The sequence below is a fragment of the Roseivirga thermotolerans genome (assembly GCF_014653175.1).
Lineage (GTDB): Bacteria > Bacteroidota > Bacteroidia > Cytophagales > Cyclobacteriaceae > Roseivirga > Roseivirga thermotolerans.
This window is the reverse complement of sequence record NZ_BNAG01000004.1, coordinates 589845-606567: the sequence shown is the minus strand read 5'-3', so window position 1 is coordinate 606567 and position 16723 is coordinate 589845. Positions and strand designations below refer to the sequence as shown.

The window sequence follows — 16723 nt, the reverse complement described above, 5'->3', positions numbered from 1 at the left end:
GATTACACATTTTCGGTTTGGAAGGCCGCCAGAGGCGTCTTTATTAATATTTTAAGGTCCATCCATAAATTGTAATTCATGGCGTACTCTATGTCCAGCTTCACTCGGTTTTCCGGGTCTACATTTTCTTTGCCGCGTTCAGTTACCTGCCATAAGCCGGTAAGGCCAGCAGGACCGAGGAATCTGCCCACTCGTTCGTCAGTGGTAAGTTTTTCTGCTTCATAAAGCGGTAGAGGTCTGTTGCCAACTACCGACATATCGCCCTTAAGAATGTTGAAAAGCTGAGGTAGTTCATCGATGCTGGTGTTTCGGATAAACCGACCTATTCTTGTAATGCGTGGGTCGTTCTTAAATTTTACGAATGAATTGCTGTTGTCTTGAGATTTGAGATCTTCAAAGCGATCCTTTTCGCTATATTTTTCATCAGCAATTACAATCGGGTCATCGGCATGCCATGCAATAGCATGTCTGTTCAAGGCACGCTCTTCCAACTGGTTGTCTTCTGCAACTCCGTACTGGTTAAGGTGCTTCATTTTCTCAACCAATCGGTCGGCATCAGTTCTCATAGAACGGAACTTGTAGAACTTGAAGATCTTGTAGTTTCGACCTACCCGGTATGAATAGTAGAAAATGGGCCCTTTCGAGTCGAGCCTTATGGCCAGTGACACGATTATCAGGATGGGGCTAATAAGTAGAATCAGCGTTCCCGCAAAGAGGATATCGAAGATTCGTTTGACGATAAATGTGGCTCTTTTGTTCACGGTTTTTGTGTTTTTCGTTTAATCAAAAATAATTTAAGCCTGAGGCCATGACGGTTTTATTAGATGACTGACCGGTAATGGCAGATGAATGCCCTTCTCTGTCGGTAAATGAAAAATGAGGGTGATTGGAGGCGGTGCTGTGCAATTGGTCACTTTGGGATGAGATTGCTGGCTTTAGACCTTTCGGGAGAACTACACTAGCGCCATTTCGGGCTGTGTCAAATCTTTCTCTGGTACCACTTCTTGTAGCTGTCTTCGGCTGTCCGATTAGCAGGGAAGCCGTTGCATACCATGAAGCTGAGACATACTGGCACTGCGTGGAGAACCTTGTTCGACCCAAACCAGGAGGCATAGCATAAAAAAAGGGCCGCTCAACTGAGCAGCCCCAAAAAACACAAACTAAACCGACACTTACTTTTTGAATAGTTTTCTTCTGTTTCTGTAGCCATCTCGCTCTTTGTACCAGTCCATATAGCTATAGCCATAGCTTTGGGCCCAGTCTCTAAACCGAAGGTGGCCTTCTCTAATATCTATTTTCTCCGTAGGATAATCGAAGCTTTCAGGCAGGTGAATAGCCCACGGCAAATCTGTTTTGGAACGGTAATAGACTCCGGCATCCGGATCGGAATTATCGTCTAAGGTTCCAAAGTATTCTGAGTTCACCAGGTTGGTTGGTTCATAGCCGGGCAGGTGTACTTCACGTCCACGGTCTTGTCCAATAATAAGGAATGGATTGTAAGGAGCTGTGCCAATCTCTGAATAAGCCTTTGGGTTGGTCAGCTGAGTTTGTATGGTCAAAACTTGAGGTTCCAACTCTTGTGCTCCGTCTTCAGTATTTACAAACCCTGAAGTAGAAAAGAGGTCGTGTACACTGCTGGTTACTATAAACACCGCATTGTCTTGTCCTTGTTCAGTGCCGTTTCCATTCAGCTTTATGTTGGCATTGTTAATCAACTGTCCGGTGCTGGAACTAACGTCTCCAGGCAGCAGCTTGGTGGCAAAGCCAAAGCCGTTTCGGTAACCAGCTCCAATGGCTCTCACCTTAAATTTAGACTCCATTTCTACAACCTTATTATCCGCATTCAGAATGTGCTTGAACTGATAGTCAATCACCAGGTCGTTAAAGTCGTAGTCTCCATAGTTTGGCCAATTGTCTTCAAAGGCAAAACTGCCAAAGGTAGAAGATGAAGGGTAATAGCTGGAGTAAGCTTTATTAGCATCATTAGGGAATTCGTCCAACACATCGTTGATTCCGTCACCGTCAGAGTCTAATGTTCCTGGCTTATCTACCGGGCTCACATTAGTGGTGCTAATAGCGGTGGGAGGGTTAGAAGTTACAAACATAATGGCATCGTTAAAATCCTGATCGCACCACAGGTATTCCCGATTCACATCTTCAAAGCCCAGTAAAAAGAGCTCGTTTTCTTCGTCCCAAAGAAGCACATTGTGTTGTCTAAGCGCAGGATCGCTCTCAGGATTCAGGTCTTTATCGGCAAATACCAGATAATCATAGCTTTCAGAATTCCAGCCATTCCATCCGTCAGCCAAAAGTACAAGCCCAATGGAGGTGCCGGGTTCAAAGCGTCCAAGATTAATTTTATCGCCTGATCGTAATTTACCGCCCGACCCAAAATAAGACAGGTTCGGGAAGGCCACATTAATTACATCAATATCGTCTAGTGTACTGGGAGGGTTGCTCGTAGGGTAGGTATAAAAACCAATCGCATTTCTCCATCCTGCACCCTCATGTACAAAGGTTAGCCATACATCGGCAGTTTCTACTATATCCAGAGTAGTTTTACGGCCATCGGCCAGGTAGGTAGGATGATAATCGGGAACGGGTTGTCCTTCAGGCAATGAAGAATTTATGATGTCCAATAAATCGGTACTAATCTTATCTCTTTTCTTCTCCAGGTTTTTGGGCACACCCCACCAAAAGCTATAGTTATCCATGTAGCTGAAAGTAATTCCGTTTACTGAATAGCTTTGGTTGGCAGCAGTGCCTCCCTGAGATTGTTCCTCTTTCTCTATAATGGCCGACTTCAGTTCTCCTTGAGCATAAACAACTTCTATGAGGTTGTTTTGAATGGGTACCTGAATTTGTCCTGGAATACCTACAAATGCAGATTGAACATAAACAGATTCATAATATGCCGGAAGGCTAAGATTGTCGCGGAAAGCTCCGCTGGCATTGGTAACTGCAGTAAACAACTGCTTACCAAGTGTATCTCCGTCAACTTCAAAAATGGAGAATTTTACGCCCTTAAAGGCGTTCCCTGAGGCGTCAGCCAAACTTATATCTATGGCAACCTCCTGGGTAGTGGCAAAGTCGAAATTAGTAGTTTCGTTAACCGTTTCTTCTAATTCAACAACTGGCTTTTCGAGGCAACTTTGTACCAGGAGAAGCAAAGTAATCAATGGCAATAGTTTTTTCATTGTTGTTTGCTCTGGTGAAAATTTAATTTGAATAGTGGCTTTTGGTGTTGTTGCATTAGTGTTTGGTTAACGAGCGGTTATTGGCAGAATCTAAGCCACTCGTTTCATCTTATCTTTTTGCTTAAAGCCCATGGCTGTCATAAGTCTAAGCTGCATTTCTACGGGATTAAAGGGTTTACTCATGGTATCTTTGGCTCCAAGTTTTAGGGCCTCAATGCGTTGATCACTCTTGTCCTGATCGGTCAATACAATAAGTGGAATGTTGTTTTGCTCCAGCGTGGCTATCATTTGCTGAAAGCCTTCACGCTCACGGCTGGCATTCGAATGAAAGTTGGACAGTATGGCTGCCGGTCTCAAATTCTTTTCCAGATATTCTAATGCCTCAGTAGGGGTTTCTACGGCATTCACATCAAAATTCTTGCTCAGGTAATTGATGAGGAAGAGTCTCATCATGTAGCTGTGTTCAACGATAAGTATGGTTTCCATGCGATTGTTTTTCTTCAAATCTGCCTCGTTTACAGGCATTTTTCAGGCAGAATCGATCAATGGTAGTGATTCTTCGATAACTGGTAAGCTATTACAGATTACTCTCTGTCTATGGGGGTGGGGTAAATGGCTACCAACAGTATTTAAGGTCAAAGTTCAAGTGAAATGAACTCAAAAATGCATGTACAACTAAATTTCAAAGGAATGAAAAACCTAAAAAACCTGATGTTAGCGGCACTCGTGCTATTGGTAGGGCTGTGTACAGCCTGTGATAATGAAGATGCCAACCCAGACATTTTGAATGAAGTAGCAGCCGAAGCTGAGGCTACCGAACTGGATTCTGCAGCCTTTGGCAGTAGTCAAATGGAAGAGTGGACGGTGCTTGCTGCCGATGACCTGCCCCCAGCTGTTGTCGACTATGTTTCCGAAAATTATCCTTCAGAAACCATTACCAAAGCCTGGCTAGACGAAAATGGTGGTTATGTGGTATTGCTGCAAAACAGGACAGCCCTGCGTTTTGACAATGCCGGGAATCATACTGAAACCATAGAGGAAGCCGGTAGAAGAAAAAGAAGACCGGAGCTTACCGCCATAGCCACTGAAAATCTGCCGGAAGCCATTAGCCTCTATCTGGCCGATAATTATGCCGATTTTGCGATAGAAAGGGCAGGAACAGATGCCGAAGGCCAATATTATGTGAAGCTGGCCGAGGGACCACTCGTAATATTCGATGCGCAGGGCAATTTTATAGAAGAAAGAAGCGCGCAAGACAAAAAACGAAGAAGAAAGCGCAGAGCAAATGATGAAGGCTGGGAGGCCATACCGACCGACTCTTTGCCCACATCTGTTTTACGCTACATTGCCGAGCACTACCCAGACAACGAATTGGTCCGTGCCGGAACAAACAGGGAAGGGCAGTATGGAGTTGTTCTGGACTCGGCCATTGCGCTCTTGTTCGATGCCGATGGTCATTTTATTGCGGCCAGAGAACTCGGCAGTCATCACAGCAGAGAGTGGACGGCCATAGATTCTGAGAGTTTGCCCCAAAACGTGCTGGATTATATAGCCACAAATTATCCCGATGCCACTATAATGCGGGCCGGAACCAACGCGGCTGGTGAGTATGGAGTAATATTAAATGAACCAACCCTGGCACTGCTTTTTGCAGCCGATGGCTCCTTTATTGAGAGTCAACGTTATGGTCATCATGGAGGTGATAATTGTGAAAATGAAGGGTAAACTATTTATGGGTCAACGGGGCAAATGATCTCCTGATCAACCCGGCCTTGGCGTCAATAAGTTTGGAATCTACAGAACTTATTGGCGCTTTTTTTAGTCCTACAGGGCTAAAAAAGTATGCGTAAACTCACATTAGGAGTGAAGCGTAAGAAGAATTTGGTTCGTTCAAGCACATCTACATCGCCATTCCTATTAAAATCTACCAAATAGCTTACAGCATAGGTATTGGTTCTATTCAACAGGTTGATGAAGCTAAGGCCTACTTCACCTTTCCAGTTATGTCCTTTAAACCTGTGCCAAATAGAAGCATCTACCCGGTGGTAATTTGGCAGTCTGATACTATTAGGTGCGCTAAAACGCAGTTTATATTGTCTGTCTCCCGGGTTACCCTGCCCCGGAGGTGGCGGAGGTCGTCTGTCATCAAGCCTCACATTGTCAATACTGGTATAAGGAGCCCCGGTTTTAAAGGTGTAACCCAGCGAAAATTCCCATGCTCCTTTGCTGTAGCTGCCCGACCAACCAACCTGATGTCGAATATTCAGACTTGAAGGAAAGGAATTGGGAAAAAGGTTGCTGAAGCTAACCTCAGAGTCTTGAAAGTTGTAATTTACCCACGTGCGAAAATATTTCCAGCGTTTGCGCAGGGTAAGGTCTACTCCCCAAATGCGTTCGCTGCCCTGGTTGAAGCCATCTTCGCGAGTAAAGCCAAAGCCCAGATTACGCGCCAATAGCCCATCGATAGCTTTTGTGTAAATGTCCACATCCCATAACCAGTCTGCATAATTGTAGATCAACCCTATGCTCAACTGTTGGTTTTCTACTAAAGGTACAAGTTCTTCACTATCAGCTAGTAACCAGTGCTGTTCCACGGCATTAGAAAGGGTGAACTGAGATTCTTTGATCGTACTTAGATACTGATGGTAAAGACCGTACGATGATTTGAACAGCAGGTGAGAGCCCAGGTTGTAATTGAGCTTAATTTGAGGACTGAAAACTGTTTTTTGCAGCGACTCGAGCAGGGTGAGTCGGCCACTGAGCACCAACTCAAAGTCTTGGTTCATTGTTAAATTCATATCGCTAAAAAAGGCGTGCACATTGGCCTTTGAGTCGATTAGCTCAGCATTGTTTTGTTCAAAGAAGTTTTGGGTATTGATGAGATTGACAATGTCTAAATTATTGAACTGATAGCCATAACTAAGCAAATGACCCTTTCCAAATCTTTGGGTGAGTGCCACCCGGGCTTCCCAGTTTTTAACTGTGTTGCTTCTGCTTTCCGTATCGTCATCGCTGGTGTCGGAGGGGTTACGCAGGTTGGTGAAAGAGTAGGCCATGGCATAGTCGGAATAAGCCATGCTAACAGCCAAGGAAGTTCTATCGGCCACCCGGTAGTTCCAGGCCAGATCGGCTCCGTAGCTATTCACCTCATGCGCCTGCTCAATGTTGATCCTTTGCTGAGGATTCGTTTCCTTATAGCCAAACTGGCTATGTGCCGAAATGTAGCCAATACTAAAGTTGGATCGACTGGACGCTTCATAGTTCCATTGTAGGTTTAAGTCGCTAAAATTCAGATTGTTGCTAAAGTCGGCTACACGCAATAGCCCTTGTCTATCTCTAGTCTCGCTTTCAAAAAGCTTGCGGCCATATGAGTTGAAGGTCCAGGTAGGTATGGCATCGTTATACGAACGTCTGGCGGCCAGCATCAGAGAGCCTTTTTTATCCAACACAGGCAACTTGAGGAAACCATCGGCATGGGTCATATTAGTACTTATTTCTCCGCTGATTTTGTCCTCAACAGAATTTCGGGGTTGTATGGCTATTAGGCCGGCAGAAGCTCCTCCGTAGCGCACCGGAATGTAGTTTTTGTAGATATCGAGTGCCCCCACCGAAGAGGGAATGAAACTAGAAATATTGCCAAAATAATGGGCAGTATGATAAATGGGCACATTGTTCCAATAAAGCAACGTATTGTCTCTGGAACTGCCCCTTATATTGATGCCGGAGGCCGACTCATCGTTGGAGCTGACGCCTGCAATAATTTGTGCTGAAAGAAGCACATCACGCTCCGAAAGACCGGGCAAAATTTCCATCTCTTGTGGTAAAATGCGAAAGCTATTGGCTTTGGGGTCAGCTACTATGCCCGGATTCAGGTATTCTTTTATCTCATAGTCATTCAATTCCAGTGGTTCCGGATAAAGGTTGAGTTTGAGGCTACTTACCGCAGACAAGGTATCTATCCAAATGCTTTTGGTTTGGTAGCCCAGAAAAAACACCTCTAGCCACTGTTCTTTTCCGGCCGGAATAATTAAACGGGCAACCCCTTCATTGTTGGCTATTTGCCCTTTGGAGGTTCCTTTTAGCCGAACGGTTGAAAAGGGTAGTGGTACTCCTGTTTCACCATCTTCAATCTGCAGTTCTACAAATCGAGAGTTTGCTTTTTTTATGACATAAAACTTATCCTTAACCTTTTCAAAGCTTAAGGGTAAATTCTGCAGCAATTGGCGGAGAGCCTTTTCCGTAGAAAGTGTTGAGTCCGGTAAAGAAGTTGTTAATCCTTTAATTTCTGCCGGATTGTAGGAAAAATAGACACCATAAGTACTTTCCAGTTGGGCCAACACCTGTTTTAAAGGCTGCTGTTCATTAGAGCTACTTTCTGCCTGCCCAAAGACCGCAGCACAACAGGTTGAGAACAGCCAAAAACTAAGGATTTTGACGGCCGCTGATCGTAAGTACTTTATTTTGCGGGTCATAGGTATAGTCTAGTTCTGCAGCCGACAAGACGATGCGCAGAGCACTCTCTACATCATCGGTTGGGAAAGCTCCTGTAAATCTAATCGAGTCCGTTGAAATATTAGAACGGATGGTTATGCCATAGCTATTTTCTAGTTGCACAAGTGCTTCCTGAAGGGGAGCATCTTCTAATTCCACCAGGTGCTCACTAATCCATAAAGGTTTGTTTTCCACCGGTTTTGTCCAGCTTTTGTGTAATACACCATTTTCTAACCGCAAGCCTTCGCCTTTTTGAAGCTGCTGTCGGGTGCTACTCCCTTCAACAGCCACTAGCCCTGAATATACCTGTACTTCCAGCACGTTTCTAAGTTGTTTCACATTGAAACTGGTGCCCAGTACTTTTATGCTGCCTTCAGAGGTTTGGACTTCAAAATCTATCCCCCTGGTTACTTCAAAAAAAGCTTCTCCCCTGAGCTTCAGTTTTCGATCTTCCGCAAAATCAGAGGTTTTGTATTGCAGTTCACTGTTGGCATTTAAGGTAACCACAGAGGCATCTGGCAATGTAATGGCTAAGGTCTCACCAAAGCCGGTGTTGTGAGTGGTATACCCGGTTTGGGTGAGGTAGTATACCAAGCTTACACCAACGATAAGCAGGGCTGCAACGGCTATTTTCCAGAACGAGAAAGTGCTGGGTCCTTGCTCTTTTTTGAGCGCGTGTAGCTTTTGTAGTTCGGCCTCTACATCGTAGTCAGGAAAGCCCAGTTTGTCGGTGGCTTGCAAAATTTGCAGGTAGTCCTGTCCCTCAGGCGATTGCTCAAAAGCTATACGCTCGGCTTCCGAAAGCTTGCCTTGCAGCCAGCGATTAATGGTTTCTTCGCTATGGTGGTTGTCGCTCATTGGTGTTGTTCTACCCTTACATCCGGTCAGATGGATTTTACCCTACCTAACGTTTATATATTTTCATGAATGTCTGCTCTTAGTTTTTGGAGGGCCTTATGCATGCGTTTTTCAACCGCCTTTACACTCACCTCCAGTAGTTCTGCTATTTCAGTATAGGTAAGTTTTTCAATCCGGTTCATCAGAAACACTTCGCGCTGGCCCTCCGGTAAACTGGTAATAGCCGCCTGCACTTTTCGGTCAAATTCACTGAATTCGAGTTGATAGTGAGGAGTTTCATAATTGGTACTTTTTTGAATAAAGTGAATATGCTTGTCTTTGGTCTTCTCCTTATCAATGCTTTTAAGCATTTGGTTTTGTGCTACTCTGAAGACATAGGCTTTGGCCATGGCAGGTAGCACATTACTGCAGTTTTTCCATAAGGCAAGAAAGGCTTCCTGCACCATGTCATTAGCTTTTTCTACATCCTTGTAGCGGGCATAGAGAAAATTACGCAAGAGTGGGGCTATGCTTCTAAAGAGGGCATTGTAGATGAATTCATCGCAACTATGCTTGGCTTGTGAAAAATCCAATACGGTTTATTTTAGAGTAAGTATTGTGGTTGTTCTGGCCGGAACTTTAAAATCTTGTCCCACATTGGTGCTTTTGCCGGTGATTACATCCAGGCCAAAGGTATAGCCCCTTAACATTTCGAGGTGTTTTTTTCGTGAAATGGTGGCCTCCGTATCGTTCATATTCATAATAACCATTACGCGCTCGCGATTGGTATATCGAAAATAAACATACACATTCTCTTCGGGTACAAAGTGTATCAGCTTGCCATTTTTAACTGCATCGCTGGTTTTTCTCCAGTTGGTTAGCTTGGTCACATAGCTATGCATGGCATTTTCTTCCGGTGTTCTCCCTTCGGCCGTAAAAACCGAGCGAGCGTCTCCCGGCCAACCGCCCGGCATATCGGCCCGTTTGGCACCATCTCCCCAAGAACCAGGCCCTGCTTTAAAGGCCAATTCCGTTCCGTAATAGACTTGCGGAATTCCTCGGGTGGTCATTAAGAAGGCGTAGGCCATTTTAAGGTTATTCAGGTTTTCGCCAAGAGTGCTGTAAATGCGGTTAATGTCATGGTTATCGAGGAAGATCACATTTTGCATGGGGTCTGAGTACAACCGATCTTGCGAAAGGGTGTAATAGAGACGCATGATGCCCGATTCCCATCCGAAGGGAGAGTTAAAGGCATCACGAACTGCAAAATGAATCTGGAAGTCCGTAACCGATGGCAGGTGAGAGTTATAGCCATCATTTTCGCCATCGCGATCTTTTTGCCAGTATGATTCATGGGCTACACTTTCTACCCATGATTCACCAACAATATTGAATGAAGGATAAGCCTCCAATACCTCTTTGGCCCAGCGAGCCATATAGTCCTGATAGGGGTAGAGGTAGGTATCCATTCGAATACCATCTATACCTGAATATTCTATCCACCATAAGGTGTTTTGAATAAGGTAGTCGGCTAATTGCTGGTTGCGCTGGTTCAGGTCGGGCATTTCGTTCACAAACCAGCCCTTTACCAGTCGGTCAGTGTCGTGCTGAGAGGCATAGGGATCGGAAGCTACTGTGCCACGATAGTTTGTGTTGCCATAGACGGACTGATCGTGCACCCAATCGTTGAAGGGTAGGTCCTTCATCCACCAATGCTGATCGCCAATGTGGTTGTGAATCATATCCATGATCACTTTAAGTCCTTTATCGTGGCAAGCCTTTACAAAGGCTACAAACTCCTCATTGCTGCCAAAACGCCTGTCTATTTTATACATATCGGTAGCGGCATAGCCATGGTAAGCCTTGTATTCGGGAGTCTGATCGTTTTCAAAAACGGGGGTAAGCCAAACAGCCGTCATGCCCAGATTCTTTATATAATCCAGATGATCTTGAACGCCCTTAATGTCTCCTCCGTGCCTTCCGCTGGGGTCGTTTCTCCGGGCGGGTTCCAGCATTCCTTCTACCGTGTCATTGGCCGGGTTACCGTTGGCAAAACGGTCGGGCATGAGTAGGTATATTACATCTTCACTGCTAAAACCCTGATTTCTGTTGATGCTTTTGGCGCGTTCTTTCAGGCTGTAAGTAATGGTTTTGGTCTGATCTCCGTTTTTAAGGCTTAGGCTAAAACTGCCGGGTTTTACGTCAGGGTCAATTTGGAGATAAACAAACCGATAGTTGGGTGAGTCGCCTGTAATCTGTTTGGTGATTTTTATTCCCGGATGATCTACCGAAGCCTGAAACCGGCCAATGTTGGCCCCGTGAATCATGAGCTGCAATTGGTTGCTCTGCATTTGGGTATACCAAAAAGGAGGTTCTACCCGTAAATCGGTTTGCGCACTAAGAGACGAAACAAGGAGGAATAACAGAGCAAGCGGGCTAATCAGGTATCGGGTCATAGTTTTCGGTTTGTGTAGGGTAAACTAATCAATTCTCAAGATTTGAGAAAAGATATGAAGCTGAGTGGATCTAATTCACCCAATCAAACGTTTGCAATGCACCACACTTTTTTATGGCCTGCTGCCACATATACCGTCATAGAGAGGGTCAGTCACCAAAGTGCTGCTTTATTCTGTCCAGATCAATTTCTACAATAAAGTGGTTATAGGAAGGAATGAGGCCATCGGGGTAATTGCGATTGCTGGTAAACACCAGAAAACGCCTGTCCATAGATACATAGGGACTGAACTCTTCTGCGGCTGTGTTAATGCGGTTGCCTAAAGAAACGGCTTTTGTCCATCGGCCGTTTTCGTTGAAAGAAATGTACAAGTCTGTCGAGCCTTGTCCATCGGGCCTATCGGCCGAAGAAAACACAATAAACTTCTCATCTTTATCAATATAAAAGTCTCCTTCGTAGTAAGTAGAATTAATTGCTTCGGGTAACGCAACGGGTTTGGTAGCCCCTTTTTTCAGTACAAAAATATCGTAGCCTCTGTTGCCATTCTGAGCGTTGAAATAGAGATTTCCATTTTCGGCAAGAGCCGGAGAACCTTCATTGCCCGGCATGTTATTTATGTGATTTAGAGGTTTGGGTTGTGTCCATTGGCCGTTTACCAACCTTGATTCGCAAATACCAAAGTCGCGACTTACTTCGCCTAAGGGGCCAATATTAGCTTGAAGCAACATATAATCTCCCTCCAGGTTCACCCAAGGAGAAGCATACTCAAACTGTTCTTTGAAAGGAATGATGCTGCCCTGAGAGAAGGCACTGTCTGCATAGGGGTATTGAATAATGCGAGATTTGCCATCTATGAGCTGGGTGCAAAGGCCAATGCTCAGTTTGCGATTAAAGTAGTTATTCCATTGTGGTAAATCGTTGGAGAGTGTGCCAGGGTGCAGAATTTGAGGTTCATTGTTCTGGCCGTTATCCTCTGATTTAGGTGGGTTATTATTGAAGCTGAAATAGCCGGTTGTTAAAAAGACAAGTAGTGTGGTGAGCTTTAGTCCTTGCATTGGTATTTAATTGTTTGGCGAATAACGACAGATTGAGAAAAAGTGACTTGGGTTTTTGATTAACGTTAAAAAAACTGTTTGAACGACAGTCAGGGCAAAAATGCCCATAGGCGATTCCCTTATGGCTGGTCAGAGTCAGGCAAGGGGAGTTAAGTAAAGTCCTTTATTTAAATGAACAGTGTGTTTGATTAGGAAAGCGTATTGCTTATACTGATCAAAAAATTGATGTGTTTTTCGGAAGATGTTCAACTTTGTTTGTCCTTCTGCACTTTTCTTTCCCATACTTATTATAGTTTTAGGCAGTAAACCTTAAATGCATGAACAAACTAACACTCCTCATTTCTTTGTCCCTGCTCAGTTTTTCACTGAATGCCCAGCACGATTACGGCCATATTTTATCCATGAAAGATCGTGCAGCCACCATTAACCGCCTGCTGGAAGATAAAGTTCAAAACTACCTGCCGGAAATCATGAGGCGAGAGGGTATAGACATGTGGGTGGTAGTTTCTCGTGAGTACAACGAAGACCCGGTAATTAAAACACTTTTGCCTGCCGAATGGCTGGCTGCCCGAAGAAGAACCATTCTTATTTTTTATGATCGTGGGCCGGAAAAGGGCATTGAAACCCTGGCTGTAGCCCGCTACGATGTGGGGTCTATTTTTAAAAGTGCCTGGGACAAGGAGCAACAGCCTAACCAATGGGTACGCTTTGCGGAGTTGGTCAAGGAGAGAAACCCTAAGAAGATTGGAGTGAATAAGTCGGAGTACTTTGGCTTGGCCGATGGTATTGTAGCCACCGATTATGAAGAGCTAAAAGCTTCTTTAGGCAATTGGGCCTCTCGTGTTGTTTCGGCCGAAAAGGTGGCCATTGGCTGGCTCGAAACCAGAACAGAAGCAGAGATGGCCATATATCCGCACATTGTGAGGCTGTCGCATAATATTATTAAGGAGGCATTTTCCAGCAAGGTGATTACTCCGGGAGTAACGACTACTGAAGATGTGGTGTGGTGGATGCGCGAAAAGGTGAAAGAGTTGAAGCTCGAAACCTGGTTTCATCCAACTATTGATGTGCAGCGGGCAGACCCTGAGAGTTTCGATCATCTGCGAACCTTTTCTAAACGACCAGAAAAGAACGTCATTATGCCGGGCGATCTGTTGCACTGCGATTTCGGTATCACTTACCTAAGGTTGAATACCGATCAGCAGCAGCACGCTTATGTACTGAGACCCGGAGAAACCGATGTTCCCGATTACCTGAAGAAGGCTTTTAAAAACGGAAATAGACTACAAGATATATTCACCGGTCATTTTAAAGAAGGGCGCACGGGCAACGAAGTGCTCAAAATGAGTCGTGAAAAAGCCATTGCCGAGGGAATTAAGCCCTCCATATATACACACCCTATTGGCTACCACGGCCATGCTGCAGGCACAACACTCGGTATGTGGGACTCGCAGGGCGGGGTACCCGTTACGGGCGACTATCCACTGCATTTGAATACGGCCTATTCCATCGAACTGAATGCGGCCACCTACATTGAGGAGTGGGGGAAGGAAATCCGTATAATGCTGGAGGAAGAAGCATACTTTGATGCCAGCGGAGTGCGCTACATTGATGGCCGCCAGGAAGAGATAATCATCGTACGTTAAGCGGCTTTTATGCGAATATCACTGCTCATAAGTCTATGGCTAATAAACTGCGCTATGTTAGCGCAAAGCTCAGGTAGTCTATCGGTTTTCGATTTGACTGACCAGGCTTTTGAGCAGCCCGTACGACTGGAAGGAAATTGGGAGTTTTATTGGAATACTCTGGAGATAGATGGCCTGGACAAGCTGACACCTGTAGTTCTGGAGGTCCCTTCTGATTGGTATGACAACGCAGAATTGGGTTTTGCAAAAACGGGTTATGGCACTTACCGCACATTGGTGCGGATAAACCCTGGCCAGAAGGAGCCACTGGGGTTGAACATTCCGCATATTTTTAGCTCTTATAAACTATTCATAAACAGGGGATTAGTTTATGAGAGTGGTAGGGTTGGTACAACTAAAGAAAGCTATGTGCCCTATAGAGAACCGCAGGTATTTTCATTGGCACCTACCGCTTCCGGAACCTATGAAATTATCATTCAGGTGGCCAATTATGACCATATAAACTCTGGAATGATTTACGCACTGGAGTTAGGCAATTATGCCGACTTGCGTTATGAGCTAAATTTGCAACAAGATGTGAATTTGTTTCTGGCCGGAGGCCTCTTTATCACCGGCTTTGTGTTACTGGCTTTTTCTTTTGCTTATCAGCAGTTGGAGTGGCAAATACCCTTTTACGCATTATTCTCCATAAGCCTTATGTATCGAATGCTTGGAGCAGATCCGTATCCTTTGCATACCCTTATCAATCAGTTGCCTTTCGATTGGTCTATTCACATGGAATATGGAACCATACACACAGCAGCACTCTTTGGCGGATTGTTCATATTTTATTTGTATCCCAGACAAACCAACAAGTATCTCAAGTATATCTTCCTCTCCGGAGTGGCTATAAGCCTGGGCTGCGTGGTGTTTCTGGAGCCCATAGTGTTCACCGGTCTGCTGCAGTACTTCCTTTTCTTTGTACTATTTTATGTGGCGGTTTTCATAAACATTATTATAAAGGCCAAAGCCGAAAAGGAAATAACCTCAGGCTATCTGCTCTTCGCACTTGTGGTGGTGTTGGTTTGGACCCTCTTTCAGGTAATTAACTTTTTGAGTATTCGAGAAATACCCTATTACCTCAATGTAGCCTTGGTTTCGCTAATTATCGTGTTTTGCAACCTGGCCCTGTTCAGAACCTTTGTTCAAAAGATTAAAGCCATTGATAAGGAAGATTCGGTGCAGCAGATCAATCGCAGCAAACAGACCATGCTTTCACTCATTTCTCATGAGATTAAGACACCGGTGGCTACCCTGCAAATGAATATGGAAATGCTTCGTGCCAGCCAGGGAGCCCGACAAATGCCACCCGAGCTGATGTCTAAAATACTTCAGGGGGCTTCCGAAGCGGTAGAAGACATCAAGGAAATGGTCAACGACTTTGTTTACTTTATGAGTCGGGGAGGAGAGTCTACAGGGGTATATACTTTTGATGAGATTGCCGATCGCATCAGTCATCGGTTTTCGATGGAAGTAAGACGGCCTACGCTAACCAAGGGAAAATACAAGACAGACATTACCACGCTGGAATATGTGTTGAGCACTCTGCTGAGTAATGCCCGTAAATACTCCATGAACAGCGACAGACAGCCCGAAATATATATGGCTAGTGTAGAAAAGCGGTTGGTCATTGAAGTAAGAGATTATGGTGAGGGAATGACAAAACAAGAACTCACCGAGCTTGGAAATCCCAAGATTGAACTGAATGAAAAATCTGAAGTTTCAGGTGTTGGTTTTTACCTTGCCAAGGAGTTGACACAACTTCTCGGTCACAGCATAAATGTGGAGTCGAAAACCGGTGTAGGAACTTCCGTTAGAATTGAAATAGAACGCCATGATTAATTTACTGCTGGTAGACGATAATTTTTCGGTTAGAGATACCCTAAAAGACTTTCTCGAATTCTTTTACGATGATTTGGTTATTCACCAGGCAATGAATGGCCGGGATGCTATAGAAGAGGTTAAAAAGCACAAGATAGACATACTCATTTCTGACCAAATGATGCCCGATATGAAGGGGTCTGAGTTTATTGCCGAAGTAATAGAAACACTTAGTGAATATAAAACCTGGATATACATATACAGTGGCCAGCTGAAAGACGAACTTTCAGTAGAATTAAAAAATTACGGGGAGGTTCATATCATCGATAAATTCACTAATCCCATGTTCTTCAAGCAGATTATTGATGAGTATAAAGCAGCGCAAACTAAATAGCCTATATACACCCCAAAATGCAGAAGATTTGTCTTATTTTGGTGCCTTCAACCGATGGAAAGCAGCAAGAAAGACTTCTACAACTACTTCTCGAAAAACCTGATAAAAGGCATTCTTTATCTGGTTATACTTGTTGTACTGCTCATTCTCTTTAAAAACTATTTTCAGACCCAGTATGATACCATTGAGCATTGGGTATCTGACGATTACCTGCTGATGCTTGTCATTTTTGTGGTGTCGGAAATATTGGTAGGTATTCTGCCTCCGGAGCTATTTATGATTTGGTCTAAGGACGACCCCATAATGGTTTATACCATCATTGTAATTGTGATGGCCTTGCTTTCTATTGGTGCCGGATGGCTAAACTTTGCAGTGGGAAAAGTAATTAGCACCAAAGATTTTTTTCATCGCTGGTTCGATAAGCGACTAAAAAAGTACCAAATGAGGTACGATCAATATGGAGGTGGTTTTATCATTGTGGCTGCACTTACACCCTTGCCATACTCACTGATTTCTCTGGTCACCGGCTCAATGGACTACCCGCTCAAAAAATACCTGATTTATTCTTCCTTCAGAATACTCCGCTTTGTGGTATACGGAATCATTATTTGGCATTTAGAGGGAGTTATCTAATAGGGTTACTCATTTAGCTTGCATTTGTTAGATCCAGTATACTAGCCACAAGCTGTGTCCTCACAGCGTCTTTTAACAGCCATTTGTGTAGATACAAATGGAGGCACGGTTCAGGAATATACTTCTTGCGGCTTAAGTAAGTAACCCAATTATCT

General features: G+C 44.4%; 13 protein-coding genes. 5 read left to right on the top strand and 8 right to left on the bottom strand.

Features of this window, described 5'->3' with window-relative positions:
* Window positions 1-2: 2 nt before the first annotated feature.
* The 3 genes from IE164_RS16380 to IE164_RS16370 all read right to left on the bottom strand — a co-directional run bounded on the left by IE164_RS16380 (window position 3) and on the right by IE164_RS16370 (window position 3683).
* Window positions 3-761, bottom strand: coding sequence for a sugar transferase (locus tag IE164_RS16380; RefSeq protein WP_189631331.1), 759 nt, complete (start codon window positions 759-761; stop codon window positions 3-5).
* Window positions 762-1172: 411 nt separating this feature from the next.
* A complete protein-coding gene (locus IE164_RS16375) occupies window positions 1173-3197 on the bottom strand; it encodes an LruC domain-containing protein (protein ID WP_189631330.1) in 2025 nt (674 codons plus the stop codon).
* Window positions 3198-3287: 90 nt separating this feature from the next.
* Window positions 3288-3683 carry a response regulator gene (locus IE164_RS16370; RefSeq protein WP_229838735.1) on the bottom strand — a complete coding sequence of 132 codons (396 nt, stop codon included), beginning with the start codon at window positions 3681-3683 and terminating at the stop codon, window positions 3288-3290.
* A 204-nt stretch (window positions 3684-3887) separates the two neighbouring features.
* On the opposite strand from IE164_RS16370, the gene IE164_RS16365 reads away from it, so the two are divergent.
* A complete protein-coding gene (locus IE164_RS16365) occupies window positions 3888-4922 on the top strand; it encodes a PepSY-like domain-containing protein (protein ID WP_189631328.1) in 1035 nt (344 codons plus the stop codon).
* Window positions 4923-5029: 107 nt separating this feature from the next.
* Here IE164_RS16365 and IE164_RS16360 read toward each other — a convergent pair whose 3' ends face one another.
* From IE164_RS16360 to IE164_RS16340, 5 genes are all read right to left on the bottom strand, one after another.
* Window positions 5030-7669 (bottom strand): TonB-dependent receptor, encoded by a 2640-nt coding sequence (locus IE164_RS16360; protein ID WP_189631327.1) that lies wholly within the window; start codon window positions 7667-7669, stop codon window positions 5030-5032.
* Window positions 7620-8546 (bottom strand): FecR family protein, encoded by a 927-nt coding sequence (locus IE164_RS16355; protein ID WP_189631326.1) that lies wholly within the window; start codon window positions 8544-8546, stop codon window positions 7620-7622. The genes IE164_RS16360 and IE164_RS16355 overlap by 50 nt, the downstream gene beginning before the upstream one ends.
* Window positions 8547-8599: 53 nt before the next feature.
* A complete protein-coding gene (locus tag IE164_RS16350; protein ID WP_229838734.1) occupies window positions 8600-9118 on the bottom strand; it encodes an RNA polymerase sigma factor in 519 nt (172 codons plus the stop codon).
* Window positions 9119-9124: 6 nt separating this feature from the next.
* A complete protein-coding gene (locus IE164_RS16345; RefSeq protein WP_189631325.1) occupies window positions 9125-10981 on the bottom strand; it encodes a glycoside hydrolase family 13 protein in 1857 nt (618 codons plus the stop codon).
* 148 nt (window positions 10982-11129) lie between these two features.
* On the bottom strand, window positions 11130-12035 hold the full coding sequence (locus IE164_RS16340) for a TolB-like translocation protein (protein WP_189631324.1): 906 nt from the start codon (window positions 12033-12035) through the stop codon (window positions 11130-11132).
* A 317-nt stretch (window positions 12036-12352) separates the two neighbouring features.
* Here IE164_RS16340 and IE164_RS16335 point away from each other — a divergent pair, with 317 nt between their 5' ends.
* Genes IE164_RS16335 through IE164_RS16320 form a run of 4 tightly spaced genes read left to right on the top strand, consistent with a single transcriptional unit; the run spans window position 12353 to window position 16568 of the window.
* Window positions 12353-13681 carry a M24 family metallopeptidase gene (locus tag IE164_RS16335; protein WP_189631323.1) on the top strand — a complete coding sequence of 443 codons (1329 nt, stop codon included), beginning with the start codon at window positions 12353-12355 and terminating at the stop codon, window positions 13679-13681.
* 9 nt (window positions 13682-13690) lie between these two features.
* On the top strand, window positions 13691-15562 hold the full coding sequence (locus IE164_RS16330; RefSeq protein WP_229838733.1) for a sensor histidine kinase: 1872 nt from the start codon (window positions 13691-13693) through the stop codon (window positions 15560-15562).
* Entirely contained in the window at window positions 15555-15935 is a 381-nt protein-coding gene (locus IE164_RS16325; protein ID WP_189631321.1) for a response regulator transcription factor, read from the top strand. The genes IE164_RS16330 and IE164_RS16325 overlap by 8 nt, the downstream gene beginning before the upstream one ends.
* 54 nt (window positions 15936-15989) lie before the next feature.
* On the top strand, window positions 15990-16568 hold the full coding sequence (locus IE164_RS16320) for a YqaA family protein (protein ID WP_189631320.1): 579 nt from the start codon (window positions 15990-15992) through the stop codon (window positions 16566-16568).
* Window positions 16569-16723: the final 155 nt, after the last annotated feature.